The sequence below is a fragment of the Paenibacillus sp. SRL342 genome (assembly GCF_984798905.1).
Window position 1 is genome coordinate 7,110,620 of sequence record NZ_OZ481790.1, and the last position, 18,674, is coordinate 7,129,293.

The window sequence follows — 18,674 nt, forward strand, 5'->3', positions numbered from 1 at the left end:
CCCTTTCTAATAGAAACCCCTAATATGATATGAGCCTTTACAATTTTTTCATTGACACTCCCTTTGATAAAAAGATATATTTATTGATGTTGATAATCATTATCAGGTATATAAAACGTTTTATATATCTACTTGTTCACATCCCCATGGATGTAATGGATCAATCAGGATGTTAAGCACTACCAAATACATTTTAAGATTCAGGAAGGGGAAACACATGAACACAAAGAGAAAGTTTCCATTAACGGCGTTACTGGTTTCACTAGTCTTTATCCTGGCATTGGTAGGTTGTGGCAACCAAACAGCTGAGCCAGCAGCAACTCCTGCTGCAAGTGACTCGGCAGCTCCAGCTACAGAAACACCAGCCGCTACAGATGAGAATGCCGGATATCCAATTACGATCAAGCATGCACTGGGCGAAACGGTTATTGAGAAAAAGCCTGAGCGTGTAGCTACTGTACAATGGGCGAACCAAGATGTCGTTCTCGCGCTTGGACAAGTTCCTGTAGGCTTCTCTGCAGCTAACTTTGGTGTTCAGGACGACAGCGGACTGTTGCCTTGGACAGCTAAGAAACTCGATGAACTCGGTGTAACCGACCCGAACGTTTTCCAAGATACAGACGGACTTGATTTTGAAGCGATTTCCGATTCCAATCCGGATGTTATTCTTGCAGCATACTCCGGTATTACGCAGGAAGACTACGATCTTCTTAGTGAAATTGCTCCAGTTGTAGCCTATCCAACGGCTCCATGGGCAACAACATGGCGTGAGCAGGTTACTTTCAATGCGCAGGGTATGGGGATGGAAGCAGAAGGTGAGCAATTGATCAAAGATACTGAGGCTATGGTCAACGAAAAATTAGCAGCATATCCTCAGATCAAAGACAAAAAAGTGGTTTGGGTTAACTTCTCCGCTGAAGACATGTCCAAACTTCATATCTATACACCTGTAGATTCACGCGTGGCCTTCCTTGGTGAGCTAGGGTTGGTTGTTCCAGAGAGTGTCACTAGCCAAATTACAGACCCTAACAGCTACTCCCTGAGCTTAAGCGCAGAGAATGCTGAAGCCCTTAATGATGCAGATATCCTTGTTGGATACGGAGATGCTGAGTTGCTAAAAGCTATTCAAGCTGATCCTTTGCTGGGTAAAATCCCTGCGGTTAAACGTGGTTCTGTAGCGTTCATTGAAGCAGATACACCTTTGGTTGCTGCTGGAACGCCAAACCCACTGTCCATTTCCTACACGATCGATGATTACCTGAAACTAATTAGCGGAGCTATCGACAAGATCAATGAATAGTACATCGCTTTCGAACGATAATCACATACGAGCACATGTCCCCAAGAACTTCATCCTGGTGTTAGTCATTTGTTTCATTCTGCTCGCTGCAACTATGATTGCCTCACTGGTCTTTGGCTCTAGACCCGTGAGGTTTCATGAGTTAATCGACGGATTATTTCACCCGGAAGTAGACTCTTATGGGGCAAACATCGTGCGCAAACGGATCTCCCGAACAGTCTTCAGCTTGTTATGCGGGGTAGCACTCGGCGTATCAGGAGCACTGATGCAAGCCGTTACCCGGAACCCACTTGCCGACCCAAGCATATTGGGCGTCAATACAGGGGCATCCCTGTTTGTGGTTATCGGTATTGCATTTCTGAACATCAGCAGCGCCAATCAATATATCTGGCTGGCACTTGCCGGGGCTGCAATAACGGCTGTGTTTGTATTCGGAATCGGCTCAATGGGGCGTGGCGGAGCTACGCCCATTAAGCTTGTTTTGGCCGGAGCAGCCATTAGCGCCGCGCTCTCCTCACTCGTCACCGCCATTATGATCCCTCGTTCGTATGTCATGGACCAGTTCAGGTTCTGGCAAGTGGGCAGCGTAGGATCGGCAACCTGGAGTGGAATCAGTACGTTCATCCCGTTTCTGCTCATCGGCGTACTCATTGCATTTCTTACGGCTCCGGCACTAAATGCGCTGGCGCTGGGTGATGATGTTGCAACAGGACTCGGTGTTCGCACAGGAACACTTCGATTCATTGCAGCCCTTGCAGGGGTTTTATTATGCGGAGCAGCTACTGCTCTTGCTGGACCGATTGGTTTCATCGGATTGTTATCCACCCACGTCATACGCCTTATACTGGGGCCCGACTTACGTTTTGTCATACCCATGTCAGCCATAGCTGGAGCGATCATTCTAACGATATCCGATGTTGGTGGCAGACTCATCAGCAACCCTGGAGAGCTTGAAGTCGGTGTCGTTACTGCCTTTATAGGTGCTCCAATATTAATCATCCTCGCGATGCGATCGAAAGTGCGTTCATTATGAGAGATCAATCGATTGAATTTATTATGGCGGGCAGACGTCATCGACGTCGCCGCTGGATACTTGTCACCAGTCTCCTTGCCATACTTGCATGTGCTCTTTGCTGCGCCATGCTTTTGCTCGGCAACACAATCTATCCGGTCAAAGATGTCATTAGCTCCCTTTCGGGAGAGAAGATCAAAGGTGTGTCTTTTGCCGTGAATACGATACGTCTACCAAGAATGCTTACAGGTCTCTTTGCCGGATTTGCCTTCGGCATTGCAGGTTATACCTTCCAGACCATGTTGCGGAACCCGCTGGCCAATCCTAATGTTATCGGGATCACGTCAGGTTCAAGCGCTGCTGCTGTGTTTTGTATCGTCGTACTTCATGCAAGCGGAGCTATGGTTTCCTTGGCTTCAGTGATTGCAGGTCTGGCTACGGTATTGTTCATATATGTACTTTCCAGAGGAAAAGTGTTCTCCATCGGACGGTTAATACTTATCGGGATTGGTATTCAAGCTATGCTTGATGCAGTAATCTCCTATCTCTTACTGGTTAGTTCTGAAAAGGATATTCCTGCTGCAATCCGATGGCTCACAGGCAGTCTGAACGGTTCTCAGATGAGTGCACTGCCGCCTCTCGTGATTACCGTACTGATCTGCACACCTATCATCATGATGTTGGGCAAACACCTCAGTATATTGGAACTCGGAGAACAATCGGCATTCTCCCTAGGTGTGGATACGGACAAAACCAGAATTGCACTTATTGTGAGTTCCGTCTGCATGGTTGCCATTGCTACCGCGACTACAGGTCCGATCGCCTTTGTCTCCTTCCTTGCGGGACCTATCGCGAAGAGGCTCGTAGGTGTTGGCTCCTCGAACATCATCCCGGCTGGTTTGGTTGGCGTTAATCTGGTTCTAGCCTCAGATCTCATCGGACAGTTTGCTTTTGAGTACAGATTCCCCGTAGGCGTCATTACCGGATTGCTCGGAGCACCGTATCTGATCTTCCTGTTAATCCGAATGAATCGTAAGGGAGAGTTATAATGAAACCGACACATGTATTTGAAGCGAAACAACTGGTTGCGGGATATGAAAATAAAACCATTATCCACGGTGTGGACATCGTAATACCGAGTAACCAAATAAGCGTCATTATTGGCTCTAATGGTTGCGGAAAGTCTACCCTTTTGAAAACCATGGCTAGGCTCATTAAGCCTACATCTGGCAGCATTACGCTGGACGGCAAAGCCATCAGCAAGATCCCGCCCAAGCAATTGGCTCGTGTGATCGGATTACTCCCACAGTCTCCCATTGTTCCGGAAGGCATATCGGTAGCGGATCTGGTGGGGCGTGGAAGATTTCCACACCAATCCTTGTTCAGTGGCTGGACCAAGAAGGATTACGAGGCTGTCGCTGAAGCCATGACCATCATGAACATTACCGAGTTTGCCAATCACAATATTGATGAACTCTCGGGCGGCCAACGTCAGCGTGTGTGGATTGCGATGGCGCTAGCGCAACAGACGGATATCCTTTTTCTCGATGAGCCTACAACCTTCTTGGATATCACGTATCAAGTTGAGATTCTGGATCTGCTTACCGAGCTGAATCGCAAACACGGAACGACCATTGTAATGGTACTACACGATATCAACTTATCAGCACGGTATGCAGATCATATCTTTGCACTTCATACCGGAAAACTTGTTGCTGAGGGTAAACCTGCAGAGGTGATAACCGCAACACAAGTGAAAGACATTTTTGGATTGGAATGTACGGTCATAGAAGACCCCGTCTCGGGATCACCGATGGTGGTGCCGAAAGGGCGATATCATGCTAGATAGACGAATAGCGGCAGTTGCGACAAAGATCCCTTTGTCCTACTGTCGCTATTTTATTTTGGTCTAATCCATTTTAGCTATAAAGCGAATCGTCACCGAGGTCCCCTGAGCTTTTGCGCTGTGATATTCGATCGTTCCCTCATACTTTTCCACGATATTATAGCAGATCATCAATCCAAGCCCCGTTCCATTTGTTTTCAATGAATAAAACGGAGTCCCCAGTGACTTCACCTCTTCCTCCGTCATGCCGCTTCCCTGATCCGAGATCCTTATCTCTACCCATTGCTTCACTCGCTTCGCTGTTACGTGGACGGTTGTACCCGCATCCGAAGCTTCTAATGCATTTTTGATAAGATTGATCAGCAACTGCTTGAACTCAATTGTATTAATGAGAATTATGCAATCCTCATCCACCTTCACATCCATATGTTTGTCCGATAACATCGCATAGGAGCTGAGCAGACCCGTCACACCTTCAAGGACCTCCCTTACATCGACCTTCTCTGGTCTCAGTTCTCTATTGGGTTTGGCAAGGGTCAGAAATTGAGAGGTCACCTGTTCGACAGTATTCAGTTCATCAATCATTAAGGCAAACTTATTCCTCACCGGCTGCTCAAAAGAGTGATCCTCTCGATATAGCTGCAAAAAACCTCGCACCACCGTCACTGGATTACGAATCTCATGAGCGACAGCAGCTGTTAGATGAGCGATCATCTTCAAACGCTCTGTTTGTTGTAGCTGCTCAAAATAAAGTTCCTGCTTTTTCATTCGAGAAACGCTCAGATGAAAAATAAGAAATAAAATGACCTGACTTCCCATAATATTGATAAAATTGCCTACCACATCTGTATGTATATATGCATACTCATTCCCTTGGTTATACAGAAGATTATAACCAAACGTAATGAGGAGCAATATTCCATTGAGAATTAACGAGAAATAAAATAATTTCAGATCATAGAACAGGATGGCGAGGGCTGGAAGTAGACTTATGAGAATGTAGGTTGTCCAAGACTGGGGATATAAAAGAGCAAGCGTATAGAAGTATGCAAATCCGATCAGAATGATGCTCAATCTGAAGGGAAACGTCTCAAACTTGGGATATATCAATAAACATACAGTGAGAACGGTTACGCATAAGCAATGGATCATATAACCCACGGTAATCCCATTCAATTCTGTCGTGGACAGGATTAATCCCGATAACATCAGAGCAATAATCGCTAGCATTGAAATATAATACGTTTTCCGATTCATCTGACTGTGCAATTCTTTCATGAATTCACCACTTTTGAATGGATTTCTACAGTATTTCTACAGTATCATTGTATCTTATTTGGTGACCTGCATACTATGGATTCTGATCAAATTATTGAAGCGGATGAGCACATTTAATATTAACATTCACTTCGAAAAAGATTACACTAAAAAGCCATACGGATGTTGTCCGTACAGCTATTTCGCAGTTGTTTTTGTTCATACACAACATGTGATTAGTGACGAATGAAGATAAGAAATTTTACTTCCTTACTTCCAAAGCTCTTCGGCAATTTCCTTAATGAAGGCAAGCTTGCGCCATTGCTGTTCCTCGGTCAGATGGTTGCCTTCTTCCGTGGAAGCGAAGCCGCATTGTGGACTCAGGCAGATTCGATCCAGATCAACATATTGTGTAGCTTCCTCAATCCGTTTCAGGATATCTTCCTTGTTCTCCAACTCTCCGAATTTGGAAGAGAAGAGCCCAAGTACAACCTGCTGATTGTCCTTCAGGAAACGAAGTGGTTTGAAGTCACCAGCCCGTTCCGTATCAAACTCCAGATAGAAACCAGAGTAGTTATCGATGCTCAGAAGTGTCTGCGCAATCGGCTCGTAACCGCCACCGACTCCTGCAAATGTCGAAACATAATTACCGCGGCAGACATGAGTGGTTACCACGAGGTCTTCCGGCAGGCCAGATACCACATCTTCGTTCAGTTTTGCGAGTTCGTTTGCGTACTCTTCCACATTGACACCAATCTGCTCCATCACTGTGATGAACTGTTGGTCACACAATGCACCCCACGTACAATCATCAATCTGGATGCTGCGGCAGCCGGCTTCATAAAAAGCCAGAATGGATGCTTTGTACGCCCCAGCAATGTCCGAGAGAAGCTCTTGGCGGTTCGGATAGATGGCCTGTGTGCTTTCCTTATTATCTGCCCGGTCCAATTCGAATAGGAACTGTGCAGCTGCTGGGATGGACTGACGGGCAACAACGTCTTCCCCAGCCGCTTCTTTCAAGAAGGCATAATGAGCTACAAATGGATGACTGCTGTAGCTGATTTTGCCGCTCAGACGAGCTGTTTCCGGTCTGGATGTCGCACCGTTGAATCGGTAGCCTTCCTCAATGATTGTCCGCTCTACACCATCCAGTCCCCAGAAGAAGTCCAGATGCCACCAAGAGCGGCGGAATTCGCCGTCCGTTACAGCCTGAAGGCCAACCTCTTTTTGTTTCTGTACAAGTTTCACAATCTCGGCGTTCTCCACTTCATTCAACTGTTCCGTGGTAATTTCGCCGTTTTGGTATTTTAATCGGGCATCCTTCAACGCACTCGGGCGCAGGAAACTGCCCACAATATCATATCGAAATGGAGTGACTGTTCGTTGTTTAGGTCCTGTTTGTACGCTCATAGTTTAATCTCCCCGTTTATCATTATAGAATTAAATATAACATATCCGATCGGAATAGCTGTTCTACGAAAGAGTTATAGCCCGCTATAGGTATTAGCTATAGCGGGCTATATTTAAGGAGAATCTATATACAATCATGTATTCAATCTTACCTGACCAGATGTCCGGAACAGGATCTCAACATCGATGATCTCAAGTCAACGTAAGAACGATCTGATCCCCGGAACGGGTGATTCTGTAGATACCCTCCTGCATGTCGATGCCATAATGCTTTTTCAGCAACCACTTGGCGTTGAGATCGGTCTCGACAACCACCAGATAATCGTAGCCGCTCAGAAGGTTATCCATATTATCCTCATAGAACAACACAATCCCGTCCACATGAGGAGCATACAAGAAATACTTCCCTACATATTGCATGTAATAGTTCGTGACCTGTTGGTCCCTGTCTGAGGCGTAGAAGAGATATCTGTTGTTATCCTCCTGCCCACCTGAGTACCACCGATCACCAGTAACCGCATGAATCTTGTAAGGAAGCGTTGTATCATAGCTTTGGGCGATAGACACGATACCATTGTATTCGGACAAAAGGATGGTGGCTGCAACCGCCATACAGCCGATAATGCCTTTTTGATAATGACCTTTTGTCTCAACTGTCTTAAAGGACTGATAATCTGGTACTTCACCGATCCGATAGTGGAATGATCGCTCCAGGTCGATCGCAGCGCACAACACCAGCCCACCGGCGAATAGCACCACGATACTTGATGCATAACGCTCAAATCCAGCCAGGACAATTGCTTCATCCAATGGCATGGAGAAGAGATACAACGCCAGAATACCCGCATAGTACAGTAACAGCACAACGTCCAAAGCAATTAATGCTTTCCACAAGTTCCACTTCTTCTTGAGCACAACGATGGCAAATACAGATGCTGCAATCGCGATAAGCTGGAAAATAACAATGCCGATCACTGGCCGTGTCGTCAGATCCGTACTGGCCTTCAGGAAAGTCCACAGAATCTCACGCATCTGCTCTGGCGTTTTGCCGGCTTGAATCCCCGAGGTAGCCACATCGAACTTGTTATCAATCCCTTGGAACACCGTCGCCATTCGCCAGCTCCAGCCAAAGTAGGGAATCAGCGCACCGCAGATCGTACCCACTACAGCGAGCGCTGTTTTCCAATCGAACTTTTGTTTATGTTTTAGCCATGTATACACTAGGAAAATCAGACCGATCGCAGCGAAAATAATACCCGTGCTTTTGATGATGGTCAGTAATCCCGCAAGCGGAAGAACAACAATACATGCCTTTTTGATCTCATTACGATATTGGTAGATCACCGCCAGGATTGCGAGCGCGTAGATCGGAAGCAAGAAATCCACGAGCAGGTTGGTGATCCGAATCGTAAGATTGAAAAACGAAAGTGTAGATAACCCGAGCCCGAGAAAAGCGTACAGAAGAAAGCGTTTCTTCTCCGAAACAATGCCAAACATGGCATAAAAACAGGAGAAGATAAGTAATCCCTGTGCCAAGAGCATTACGGACTGGGAGTGCCCCATGAAGCGACAGACATAATAAATGAAAGACGAAGTCCCAAGCGGATAGTTTTTAAAATCAATCAGGTTGGAGTCTGGCGTTGGAAAGGCATCTGTACTCAGCATCTGCTTCAGTACGATAGCCCAGTGTGAGAAATTATCGTAATGTGTTAATTGGTTCTGAAAGAGCACCAGCAAGAAAACAAAAGTCCCTGCCAGGAATGAAAATTGGAATATAGAAAAGGACATCCTTAATGATGCCCCTCGGCGCAACCTGAGAAACAACATTCCCCCATATAAAAGCAAACCTGCAATCAGGATGACAAGGCTGCCCGTAAAGAGCTGCCCTGCCAAACCACTCAGAAAAACAAAGCAAGCAATCGAGGAAAACACAAATACAGGGATGAACTCCCAACGTAGTGAAAGAGCCTTCCGTACAAACTGCATATAACCAAGAAAGGAGAATATCAATAAAACTCCCATCACAAAATGAAGCACAATGAGCATCTCTATCTCTCCTAACCCTCTCTGGTGGAACGATCGGAATGTGGCTGAATCAAATCAGTCAGCAATTGGTCGATCAGGCCCTTCTCCACAATATCATCGATATTCTCCACCGAGAGAAGCACTTCACGCTCACGGGCTGTCGTTTTTCCCGTATGTTGCAAAATGACTTCAATATTACTCTTCGTATAAAAGGTAACGACCGCTCCTGCCGCAATATCACCATGGAAACCCGTCGCGGAGAAGAAACGATAATTGAAGCTGCGCAGTGTACAGCTAGCATCATTGGTGAAATGAACTGGAAGCTGAAGGGATAGCCGCGGCATTTTTCGCTGATCCGATCTGGGTTGAACAATCCGTTTTTTCACATTACGTAACATATCGTCATAAGCCGTATCCCACAGATTCATCTGCTCTGGCAATGAGTGTTTACGGTCGTAGATGATTTGCATGTATTGGCGGTTATCATTCTCATCAATCGGCTGAACCGTTGCGGAGTAACGCCAGCCCTCCCCATCCTGTTTCACATAAACGATGACTGCATCGAGATTGGCCTCATACCGGTCGGTTTTGACAACCAGAGAGATGATCTTCTGCTCAGCCAAATAAATGGGATAAGGAACATAGAAGGCAATACCTTGCTCAGATACATCCACCGTTTTGGCCTGATATCGCAGATTGTTGGCTTGGTCGTGAATCGTGACATCTTCCTGCGCCCGAATCCGTTCTGTCTCCCGATACGCACGGCGGCCAACCATGAAGAACAGGGCGTAACATAGCGCAATCATGTTATGAATTAGCCAGAAAATAATGATACTGCTGAAGAACAGCGCAATGCCGTACTTGCCATTCACATACCGAATCACGGCTGCAATGGAAAGCAACAGCAAGAAGATATGCGGAAGTGCATATAACAGAGCAGACATCCATTGTCGACCGCTTGCTCTGCTTTTGTTGGTGACCTTGAATTTTTTCTCACGAATACCCAGCGTCTCCAGGAGAACCGGCCAGATCAAGTAAGGCATGAATATGGTATCGATAACCTGACTCCATCGCTGATTCCGAATATTGCTGGACAGATATCGCATGGATACACTATAGAAGAAATAAGATGGAAGCCAGAATATTAGGATTTGCCAGAAGGTTGTATTCACAATCTGGAAGTCGAATAACGCAAACAAAATAGGTGCCAAAATGAAAATCAACCGGTTAAAGAAGGACCACCAGTATAAGAAACTGCTTAAGTAGGTCACCCTCGTCCAGAAAGGAAGCTTGCCAGATAAGGGTGCACGCGTATTCTGCAGGCTCTGAATGATACCCCTTGCCCAGCGAATCCGTTGCTTAATCATACTCTTCACTGTTGTTGTCGTCTGCCCGGCAGCTTGAACCTCTTGAGTTGCGTAGGTAATATAACCTTCCTGCTGCAAGCGGATGCTTGTCTCAAAGTCCTCAGTGATTGTATTGAGTGGAAAACCTCCGATGTCTTCCATGCCCTGCCGGGAAATGATCGTATTACTTCCTGTATAGGCTACCGCATTGGAGGCATTACGCAGGATGTTCACTTCTCTGGAGAAGAAATCCTGTTCATTCGGAATACCTTGCTCTGCATACAGGTTGAACTGGAATAGATCCGGATTGTAGAAACTTTGCGGGGTCTGTACCAGACCAAGCTTGAACTTAGGGTCCATCTCGTCCTCTCGGCGAGGACGCCATACCTCATTCTCCTTAATAAACGTGGAGAGCATGAAATAGGGTACCGTTTTCATCAAAAAGGTGTGCTGTGGAATCATATCCGCATCAAACGTTGCAATGAGCGGCGAAGAGCTTTTGCTCAGTGCATTGTTCAGATTACCAGACTTGGCATCCTTGTTTCCGGGGAACCCCAGATATCCCACACCAAACTGTTTGGCAAGCTCCTCCACCTCAGGTCTTGCTCCATCATCACAGAGATAGATATGAACCTTCTGTTTGTCCGGGTAATCCATGAACGTACAGGCATTAACGGTTTTATATAACAGATCAACAGGCTCATTATGCGTAGCAATAAATACATCCACATCCGGATAATACTCCGGCGGAACGATTGGAAAATCGAGCTGTGTACGTTCTTTTTGCATTTTTTGAAAGAATAATTCAAAGGTTGTCAGTACGGTGACCGTCTCAGCCACAATCAGCAGCATACCAAAAATGACGTTCAGAACGCCCTCACCCCATGGCAACGTAAAGAACGTACGCCATACCAAATAAATCGACATCAGGATCATCGTGATGACAAAAAAGATATTCTGCCTTTTTTCGTTTTGCACTACAACTGCTTCCTCCTTGCTGCAAATACCCATCTTCGCTGCAATTGGAAACTGAGCAGGAACAGCAAGGCATCACAGACGAATTTCGCCAATTTCTCATCTACGAAGAGAACGGTATGGAATATATAAACACCGGTACTGGACAGCAAGATCACTACTCCGCATAACGTTAGATAGCGCCATAGACTGCCCTGGCTATCCTCCTTGCGGAATACAAAGTGTCTGTTCAGTACATAGTTGACTACAATGGAAATAATTCTCGCAATCACGGTTGCCAGCAGAATTCTTAAATAGTGCTGCTCACCCAACATGGGCCGCAATGCGTCGATCAAAAACCAGGCGATGCCCAAATCCACGACCGAACTCGCCACCGACGATGAGATGAACCGCAGGAAATTGGAGAACAACACCCCCATGACCCGAGCACTATCCTGGATCGCTTTAAAATGAGTGCCCGCATTGCCATTTTCATAAATGACTTGAATTGGCATGGTATGAATCGGAATGCCCGATTGGATGCACGAGATGAGCATCTGCAGCTCATATTCAAATCGAGTGCCGCGAACATCCTGCATAAACGCAAGTAACCCTGGACCGAAGGCACGAAGCCCAGTCTGGGTATCTGACAGCTTTTTACCATACAGCATGGCAAAAATAAAGGAGGTCATCCGATTGCCTAACAGGGACTTTGGGGGTATATTCCCCTCGCTGAAGTTCCTTACCCCGAGCACCAACGAATCCGGATGAAGCCTTGCTTCTTGGGCTATGCGGTATACATCCTCAGCTGCGTGTTGTCCGTCTGAATCAGCGGTTACGACGAAGGAAGATGCGTCGAATTGCTGACCAATATACTCAAATCCGGTCTTGAGTGCCGCACCCTTCCCCTGATTTTCCGCATGTGTCATCAGAGCACAACCGTTCTCGCGAAGCTCCTCGAAAATCGACTGGTAGGCCTCACCAGATCCGTCGTCCACAATAACAATATTAGTAAATCCATACTCTCGCAATTGCCTTACATAGGCTGGAAGTCTCTCATCCGGTTCAAGCGATGGAATGAGGATGATCGTTTCGCCGTTTTGTCTACCTATAATCATCCTGATAAGCCTCAATTCGACATATTTTCACAGATTCTTTTTTGAATATTGTGAGTATAACACCGAAAAGGCATACAGTAAACGAATAACTTGTATATATATTGGTAAAAAAGTTGCACTCTTTTATAAGCTAATTCATAGGCGAAAAATACTAGTAGAGGGTTAGTCTAGCACTACTCAAACAATTGCACATTTGGCTCTCGTTTCAGCACATGTACCAGCATGGCGTGAATGAACGCCTCCCCAGAATGCAGTCGTTCCTCGTATTAGTTCATCTTCTGTCTCCATCGACCGATTGGACATGCTTCCCACTTACAAATCTAGACGAATGGCCACTTATGCGGATCACGAATTTGAATTAGAATGACCGTAGACGATTGAAAAAGGCTGTGATTCCAATGTTATTCGAAAGAGACAAATGGTTGCAGTATGGCATTCTGCGCGATGAGCCCTCTCTTGCAGAACTGTTGCCAGAGACACAGTTGCTTGAGAAGGATACGCTAACGAAGATGCTTCTTCAGTATTCCAGCGTTGTACTGAAACCTCGTAATGGCAGTTACGGAAGGGGTATCCTGTTCATTAAACGAAGCGGTGCAAATGCTTATCGTATTCAAAATGAAAATAACTCAGTCACCATGAGAGACAACGTGCAGTTAGTCGAATGGTTCGAACAAACAATCAAAAGTGATGAATATATTATCCAAAAGCGTCTGCAGCTTGCTCAAATTAAACACAGGCCGTTCGACATTCGGATTATGGTTCAGCGCAAAAAGGGTTCCTCGTCCACTTGGAACGTGACAGGTTCCTATGCTAAAGTCGCAGCACAAGGATACCAAGTCACCAATGTGAATAACCGCCCCATTCCCGTTATTAAAGCACTGAGACTAGCTCGAATTGGAGATCGGCGCTTACTTGTCAAAGCGGAACAAGTTGCACGATTAGCTGCCAAACGATTGGGAGAGCATTACCCCATGCTTAGACAAGTTGGGTTCGATATAGCCATCGACAAGAAACGGCGAATTTGGATTATCGAAGGCAATTATCAACCGGATTTGCGCCCTTTCCGACTTATGAAAGACTCCTCGATGCACCGCAGAATATTATGGTACAAGAAACACTAAAACGAAAAAAGACGACCTGCCTGCTAGCCCGGGCAAGTCGTCTCTTCATGTTTCGTACCTAATCTCGATATTAATCCTCTTCGGTTATTTCCGGCATTTTCTAATCGTACTTGTAACACGTGTCACTCGGAACTGATTTACCCCTACCTGTATAATGGCGAACTGGCTGTACGAAGTACCAGAAGAGGTATACGGTTCAGCCTCAATATTTCCACTCGGTGTTCTAACCGTCGCGGTGATTCTAGTTACCAGGCACACACCACGGTCGGAAGATCTCCAAGTCTCGTCACGCTGAACACTATATCTGTCGTTGCTACAAAAGATGGATGCATACTCCACTACTCCACTCGCATTAAACGAAGTCGAGTTATAGATCTGAACAGGGTCATAACCACCTCTAGGTGCTCCAGGTCTTCTATTTCCCATTCTCAAAACCTCCTTTTTTATTGATAGTCTATTAAATGCAATTAAATAGTTTTGGTGAGGTATAAATGTGGACAAGGTAGAAAAAGTGTGTTTGTACACTGTTGACAAACACGAAAAAAACCACCCTTTAATGTACAAAGGTGGTTTGCGAATTATAGACCTACTGTTAGTATCATTTTAATGAACTAATTCCGTCGAAACAGTACATCATAGACGGTCAAAACTCTCCAAATTGCAGATGCTTCTACTCTGCCGCTTCGCCAACCATGCTTGCATAGCCGGAGATTCCGCCCGATTCAAACGTAAGGCGATTTCAGTGTTGATCTTATCCGGCGGCATGACTTCAACAAGGACACATACGGACTCTCGCGGTTGATTTAAGGCAAATATGCCTTCATCATCGAGCATTTTCATCGCCAGCTCCATGGCTTTCAGCCTCACATCCAACTCGCGATTCCAATCATCATTCTCCAGTTCCGCAATGAAAGGACGCTCGTTATATCGTTGTTTGACACCGTCAAAGTGATCATCCCCAAAACAACAATAGGGCGAATCCGCATACGACCATTTGATGAGATCCGCAATCGTGGATACCGGCGTATCACTTTCCTCTGCTTGTCTAGCCGATTCCAACGCCAAAGCTTCCCACGACCATGCAGAAATGCTTGGCACATGTCCTTCGCCAGTAGTGTATAACGTACAATAATAGTAACGTTCACCATTTTCAAAAAGGGTGCAAAAAGACTTTCTGGCGGCAGCAGCGATCTCTATGGCCAGTGTCTCTATTTCTTGCATTGGCTTCATGAATAGAGTTCCCCTTTCCATTCGTTGATCATTTGCCCCTTCGATATGAATTGGCTATTTGGACTAGATACCAGACACCCGCACCCACAAGGGCAGCAGACACCAGATTGATGCAGCCAAACACGATGAGTGACTTTGCTTGGCCTGGACCAATCCGGAAAGCCGTAACAAGCTGGAAGACAGCCGGTAGCAAAAATGCCAGCCAGGAGATGGTTATAAGCTTTTCTGTTCTGAAACTCCACCACACTGCGGAACATGAGGCAACTAGCAGTACCCAGGTACAGATAATATTTAGGGCGAACGTCATTTCGTCCCCCTCCTATTTGCCATGAATCACAAGTCTATATTTACTGAAGATCCACGATTGGCTCAATTCGTGCATTGCATCATGGCTTATACGCACAGAGGGCTTTTGCTCCTTCATCGCATCTGCATCAAGGGCTGAGAAGCGAAGGGGTTTGGTCATTTTTTTGATAGTTTCTCTTATTTCATCGAAAAATGCATAGGTCAGCGGCTTATGGTCCCGGATATCCTCATAAATATAGTACTTTCCTTTTTCATCTTCCAAATTAACTTGAAAACCTTTCGGAAATGAAAGCAAGATACACGGCAGTTCATCCTCTGCCCATTGTCCGTGATATGGAAAAGAAACCCCTTCATTTCTTACAAAAAATCCTGAACTTTCTTGATCTGATGCAATAGAAATAGAGTAAACAAAGAAGGGATGGATGTCATCTCTCTTTTCTCCTGCCACAAAATACTGATAGAACGTCTGATACTCCTCGTACACCTGATTATAATCATGCTCTGTTCGGGCAGCATTGGTACGATAGAATTGCGCTTGCCGATGCTCCAAAAGCTGCAAAAGGCTTTTAAACTCTTCAGGAGTGATGAAGAATCTCAGTTTATAGAATCCGCTATTCTTTAATTTGTCCATTTCTTTTCGCTCACCGCCCTGTTTAGAAATGTTATGCCAATGACCTTAGCGGTTCAGGTTCAACTATATATGTATCTTATTTCCATTATAGTGATTACCTTTCCTGAGTCTACCTACTTTACACCTGAATTTTGCGAATGAACTTTGAAAAGGTAGCGAAATATAAGGATCATTGCGCTTGTACGCGAGCAAAAAACATACGTGAGGTGAATTCCAGACTACCCGCCTTGTGAGGTTGGGAGCACGCCAACATCTCGTAATCAGCACAAATTAGCCGTACGGATGATCACCCGTACGGCTAATTTTGAATTATTCAGCTTTGCGAATTTGGAATTGTTAAGGTTTAACTACAGAGAGAAGAGACTCATTCCCCTCAGAGATCACCGTCACATCTGGTGCAAACGTTGCATCACTTACATGTAACGTTTCTCCAAGTTCCATAGTACTAATGTCAAATTCAATCGACGTTGGCAAGTGTCTCGGCAATGCCTCCACTTCAATAGAAGATAATTGAACCTGCACGACTCCGCCCTGTTTTGTACCGATCGGTGTGCCGTTGAACTTCACAGGAATTTTAGTACGCAGGATCTCATTGGTCTGCACCTGTTGAAAATCCACATGAAGTAAATCCCGTGTAACTGGATCACGCTGGAGATCTTCCAACAATACAGTCAATGAGTCTTTCTCTTCAAACTGCAGTTCGATAAAACCAGACGTACCCTGCTTCAACCATTTTTGAAATTGTATTGTTGGAATATGAATCATTTCATTCTCCGTATTTTTGCCAAAAACAATACCTGGCAAACGCCCGGATTTACGTAAATCCCTAAGTCGGGATGTATTTAATGGACTGCGGTTCTCCGCTTGAAAACTAGTAGTCATGCTATGTTCGCTCCTCTTTATTAAATGATATTTTCACATTTTTTATACTCATCCAACCATCCCCTGTTGGGGCTAAAGAGAGAAACATAGCATCACCACCTCCATATACGATCCAATTGATTTTAAAATACATTTAATGTAAGCAACCATAATATACATGAAGGCACTCTACTCCGAAGAGTAGAATGCCTATGGGATGCTTCAACCCTATCATAGAAACATCGATTTGTCGATTTAACACGCCATTTCCCATTTTGACGACTGGAACAGGCCTTCATGTCCATGAGCACCTTATTTCGAGAAAAAGAAAAATCGCGTCCTCTAAGGAGAGAACGCAAAATAAAGCAGATTGATTTTGTGTTTCAGCATCGTCAATTAACGCTTTCGGGCCACCACCGCTAGCCTACCGTTTTCGGTCGAATACTCGCATGTGGACAGTACAATAAGCTTGTCACCATACTGTGCTGTTACGCCTGTGTCATAAAGAGAGAGTTGTTGGATATTCTGAACATATGAATCGAACTCGGCGGGCGTACTTACATTCTCAATCTGGTAGTATTTAAACACGTCGTCCGATTTGCGATAAACTTTTGACAGAATAACGGCAACAATCTCATACTCTTCCTTCTCGTAAAGCGTGCTGAACTGGAACGTCGCATGTTCTTGATAGAAGCTTTTGTTCTTGTACTTCATTAAATCTTTAAACATCCAACCACTTTTCATGTGATGACCATGAATCAGCAAAATGTCCGAATTGTTGGTCGTACTAGACTCGTCCAAAAAAGGAAGCCCGCCTTGGTTTTCATTTTTATCAAAATCATGATTGAGATAGTACTCCGAATCCTGTGGGCTCTGCATGACCGGGTACTCAATTCGGGTACCGTCAATCTTCAGCCAGCCGACGATGTCTGAGTTCCTCTCGTAAAGATCTCGAAATTCGGGAAGCATAACCGGCTCATTGCCTTTATTGAACAAGGTGGAGGGGAATACATCCCCTCCACCTTGTTCTGATCCTTCTTTCCAAACCTTTGTTAACTCTTCGATTTTCTGCTTCTCGGCATAATCTCGCAAGAAAGTCCTCGCAAGACTGACAAGTGAAAATACCAACACAAGCAAGGAAACAGCGATAAGAATTTTTTTAGTTTTGCTCATTTTCTTACCGCCTTCCCTTCCATTACTGGATGTGCTTTTTCTTCTTGTACCCAAGCAGACAGAACCCGATCGTCATTAAGGACATCAGCGCCAAAATCATATACAAGAATGGCGATACGCTGTTATCTCCAGTTTTCGGAGCATCGTCCAACTCGTTGCTATCGTTCTTAAGCTGATCGTTACCATTGCTTGGTTCAGGCGTTACGATGCCTGGTTCAGGCGTTACAGTGCTCGGATCTGGCGTTATGGTGCCTGGCTCAGGCGTTACGGTGCCTGGTTCAGGCGTTACAGTGCCTGGTTCAGGCGTTACCGTGCCCGGTTCAGGCGTTACCGTGCCTGGTTCAGGCGTTACAGTGCCCGGTTCAGGCGTTACAGTGCCCGGATCTGGCGTTACGGTGCCTGGATCTGGCGTTACCGTGCCTGGACCTGGCGTTACCGTTCCTAGACCTGGCGTTACGGTACCTGGACCAGGTGTTACGGTGCCGCCTCCGTTGTTACCATTGCCGCCGGTGCCGCCTCCAGAACTAATCGGCTTCATTGGCACATCGTACCTGACAATGTCAAAATCAACTGAAATCGTACCACTTGTGTGCGTTTCGTATCCGTCTTTCGTTACGATCAGATAGTAATCCGCTTCAGGAAACACCATGTACGCATAGAAGCCATCTGCATCACTACTCTGCTCCGGGCTCTCGTTGTCGTACGGCGGGAAATTTGGAACCTTTGGAAGCGTTACTTTCGTACCCGGAATGCGGCCGTTATCTCTATTCCGCTGCGTATCCGCATAATACAGTGTAACTTTGGCTCCATCAATTTTTTTGCCAGTGACGGCATCTCCTGTCGTTTCATCATAGACCGTACCATAAGGGTCGACTAATTCCTCTGAAATATTCAGCTCTCCGTTAGCTTTAACGTCAAGTTGCGCCACTTTGAGGAGCAATTCCTCGCCGGTCTCAGCTTGATAGCGAACTTCCATTGTGTACTTCTGCTCGCTTAGCCCTTCCACAGAGAAAGTTCCATTCGTAGCCATAGGAAATGCTTTAGGTTGGCCGTTTTCCTTAATATAAATGCCATCCTTGTCTTT

Annotated in this window: 17 protein-coding genes; 6 read left to right on the top strand and 11 right to left on the bottom strand. The window is 45.5% G+C overall.

All coding sequences use genetic code 11. From position 1 onward, the window contains the following. Positions 1-217: 217 nt before the first annotated feature. From AC4E8D_RS31435 to AC4E8D_RS31450, 4 genes are read left to right on the top strand one after another with little or no spacing between them, the layout of a single operon-like run. Positions 218-1,300 carry an iron-siderophore ABC transporter substrate-binding protein gene (locus tag AC4E8D_RS31435; protein ID WP_221820169.1) on the top strand — a complete coding sequence of 361 codons (1,083 nt, stop codon included), beginning with the start codon at positions 218-220 and terminating at the stop codon, positions 1,298-1,300. Beyond that, the gene (locus tag AC4E8D_RS31440) at positions 1,293-2,333 is read left to right on the top strand and encodes a FecCD family ABC transporter permease (RefSeq protein ID WP_449003764.1); all 1,041 of its coding nucleotides are present in this window, start codon (positions 1,293-1,295) and stop codon (positions 2,331-2,333) included. The genes AC4E8D_RS31435 and AC4E8D_RS31440 overlap by 8 nt, the downstream gene beginning before the upstream one ends. Further along, complete coding sequence (locus AC4E8D_RS31445; RefSeq protein ID WP_339180804.1) at positions 2,330-3,361, top strand: FecCD family ABC transporter permease; 1,032 nt, start codon at positions 2,330-2,332, stop codon at positions 3,359-3,361. Before AC4E8D_RS31440 ends, AC4E8D_RS31445 begins: the two co-directional genes overlap by 4 nt. After that, positions 3,361-4,161, top strand: coding sequence for an ABC transporter ATP-binding protein (locus tag AC4E8D_RS31450; protein WP_449003763.1), 801 nt, complete (start codon positions 3,361-3,363; stop codon positions 4,159-4,161). The genes AC4E8D_RS31445 and AC4E8D_RS31450 overlap by 1 nt, the downstream gene beginning before the upstream one ends. 60 nt (positions 4,162-4,221) lie before the next feature. On the opposite strand, the gene AC4E8D_RS31455 is transcribed toward AC4E8D_RS31450, so the two are convergent. The 5 genes from AC4E8D_RS31455 to AC4E8D_RS31475 all read right to left on the bottom strand — a co-directional run bounded on the left by AC4E8D_RS31455 (position 4,222) and on the right by AC4E8D_RS31475 (position 12,268). Beyond that, complete coding sequence (locus tag AC4E8D_RS31455) at positions 4,222-5,436, bottom strand: sensor histidine kinase (protein WP_221820177.1); 1,215 nt, start codon at positions 5,434-5,436, stop codon at positions 4,222-4,224. A gap of 249 nt (positions 5,437-5,685) precedes the next feature. Further along, positions 5,686-6,825, bottom strand: coding sequence for a 5-methyltetrahydropteroyltriglutamate--homocysteine S-methyltransferase (locus tag AC4E8D_RS31460; RefSeq protein ID WP_221820178.1), 1,140 nt, complete (start codon positions 6,823-6,825; stop codon positions 5,686-5,688). A 192-nt stretch (positions 6,826-7,017) separates the two neighbouring features. Beyond that, positions 7,018-8,871 (bottom strand): hypothetical protein, encoded by a 1,854-nt coding sequence (locus AC4E8D_RS31465; protein WP_221820179.1) that lies wholly within the window; start codon positions 8,869-8,871, stop codon positions 7,018-7,020. Between the two features lie 11 nt (positions 8,872-8,882). Then, positions 8,883-11,174, bottom strand: a complete 2,292-nt coding sequence (locus AC4E8D_RS31470; RefSeq protein WP_221820180.1) for a glycosyltransferase family 2 protein — start codon at positions 11,172-11,174, stop codon at positions 8,883-8,885. Further along, positions 11,174-12,268, bottom strand: coding sequence for a bifunctional glycosyltransferase family 2/GtrA family protein (locus AC4E8D_RS31475; protein WP_221820181.1), 1,095 nt, complete (start codon positions 12,266-12,268; stop codon positions 11,174-11,176). The genes AC4E8D_RS31470 and AC4E8D_RS31475 overlap by 1 nt, the downstream gene beginning before the upstream one ends. 398 nt (positions 12,269-12,666) lie before the next feature. Between AC4E8D_RS31475 and AC4E8D_RS31480 the strand changes: the two genes are divergently transcribed. Continuing rightward, positions 12,667-13,389 (top strand): YheC/YheD family protein, encoded by a 723-nt coding sequence (locus AC4E8D_RS31480; protein WP_221820182.1) that lies wholly within the window; start codon positions 12,667-12,669, stop codon positions 13,387-13,389. Positions 13,390-13,473: 84 nt separating this feature from the next. Here AC4E8D_RS31480 and AC4E8D_RS31485 read toward each other — a convergent pair whose 3' ends face one another. From AC4E8D_RS31485 to srtB, 6 genes are all read right to left on the bottom strand, one after another. Beyond that, positions 13,474-13,815, bottom strand: coding sequence for a hypothetical protein (locus tag AC4E8D_RS31485; RefSeq protein ID WP_221820183.1), 342 nt, complete (start codon positions 13,813-13,815; stop codon positions 13,474-13,476). A gap of 207 nt (positions 13,816-14,022) precedes the next feature. Next, on the bottom strand, positions 14,023-14,619 hold the full coding sequence (locus AC4E8D_RS31490; protein WP_221820184.1) for a DUF4303 domain-containing protein: 597 nt from the start codon (positions 14,617-14,619) through the stop codon (positions 14,023-14,025). Positions 14,620-14,647: 28 nt separating this feature from the next. Further along, the gene (locus tag AC4E8D_RS31495) at positions 14,648-14,926 is read right to left on the bottom strand and encodes a hypothetical protein (protein WP_221820185.1); all 279 of its coding nucleotides are present in this window, start codon (positions 14,924-14,926) and stop codon (positions 14,648-14,650) included. A gap of 12 nt (positions 14,927-14,938) precedes the next feature. Then, positions 14,939-15,556, bottom strand: coding sequence for a hypothetical protein (locus tag AC4E8D_RS31500; RefSeq protein WP_221820186.1), 618 nt, complete (start codon positions 15,554-15,556; stop codon positions 14,939-14,941). Positions 15,557-15,892: 336 nt separating this feature from the next. Continuing rightward, positions 15,893-16,438 (bottom strand): 50S ribosomal protein L25, encoded by a 546-nt coding sequence (locus AC4E8D_RS31505; protein WP_221820187.1) that lies wholly within the window; start codon positions 16,436-16,438, stop codon positions 15,893-15,895. A 375-nt stretch (positions 16,439-16,813) separates the two neighbouring features. Continuing rightward, entirely contained in the window at positions 16,814-17,590 is a 777-nt protein-coding gene (gene srtB, locus AC4E8D_RS31510; RefSeq protein WP_221820188.1) for a class B sortase, read from the bottom strand. Positions 17,591-17,835: 245 nt separating this feature from the next. On the opposite strand from srtB, the gene AC4E8D_RS31515 reads away from it, so the two are divergent. Next, positions 17,836-18,216: a hypothetical protein gene (locus AC4E8D_RS31515; protein ID WP_397376251.1), complete on the top strand. Its 381-nt coding sequence runs from the start codon at positions 17,836-17,838 to the stop codon at positions 18,214-18,216. The last annotated feature ends 458 nt before the right edge of the window (positions 18,217-18,674 follow it).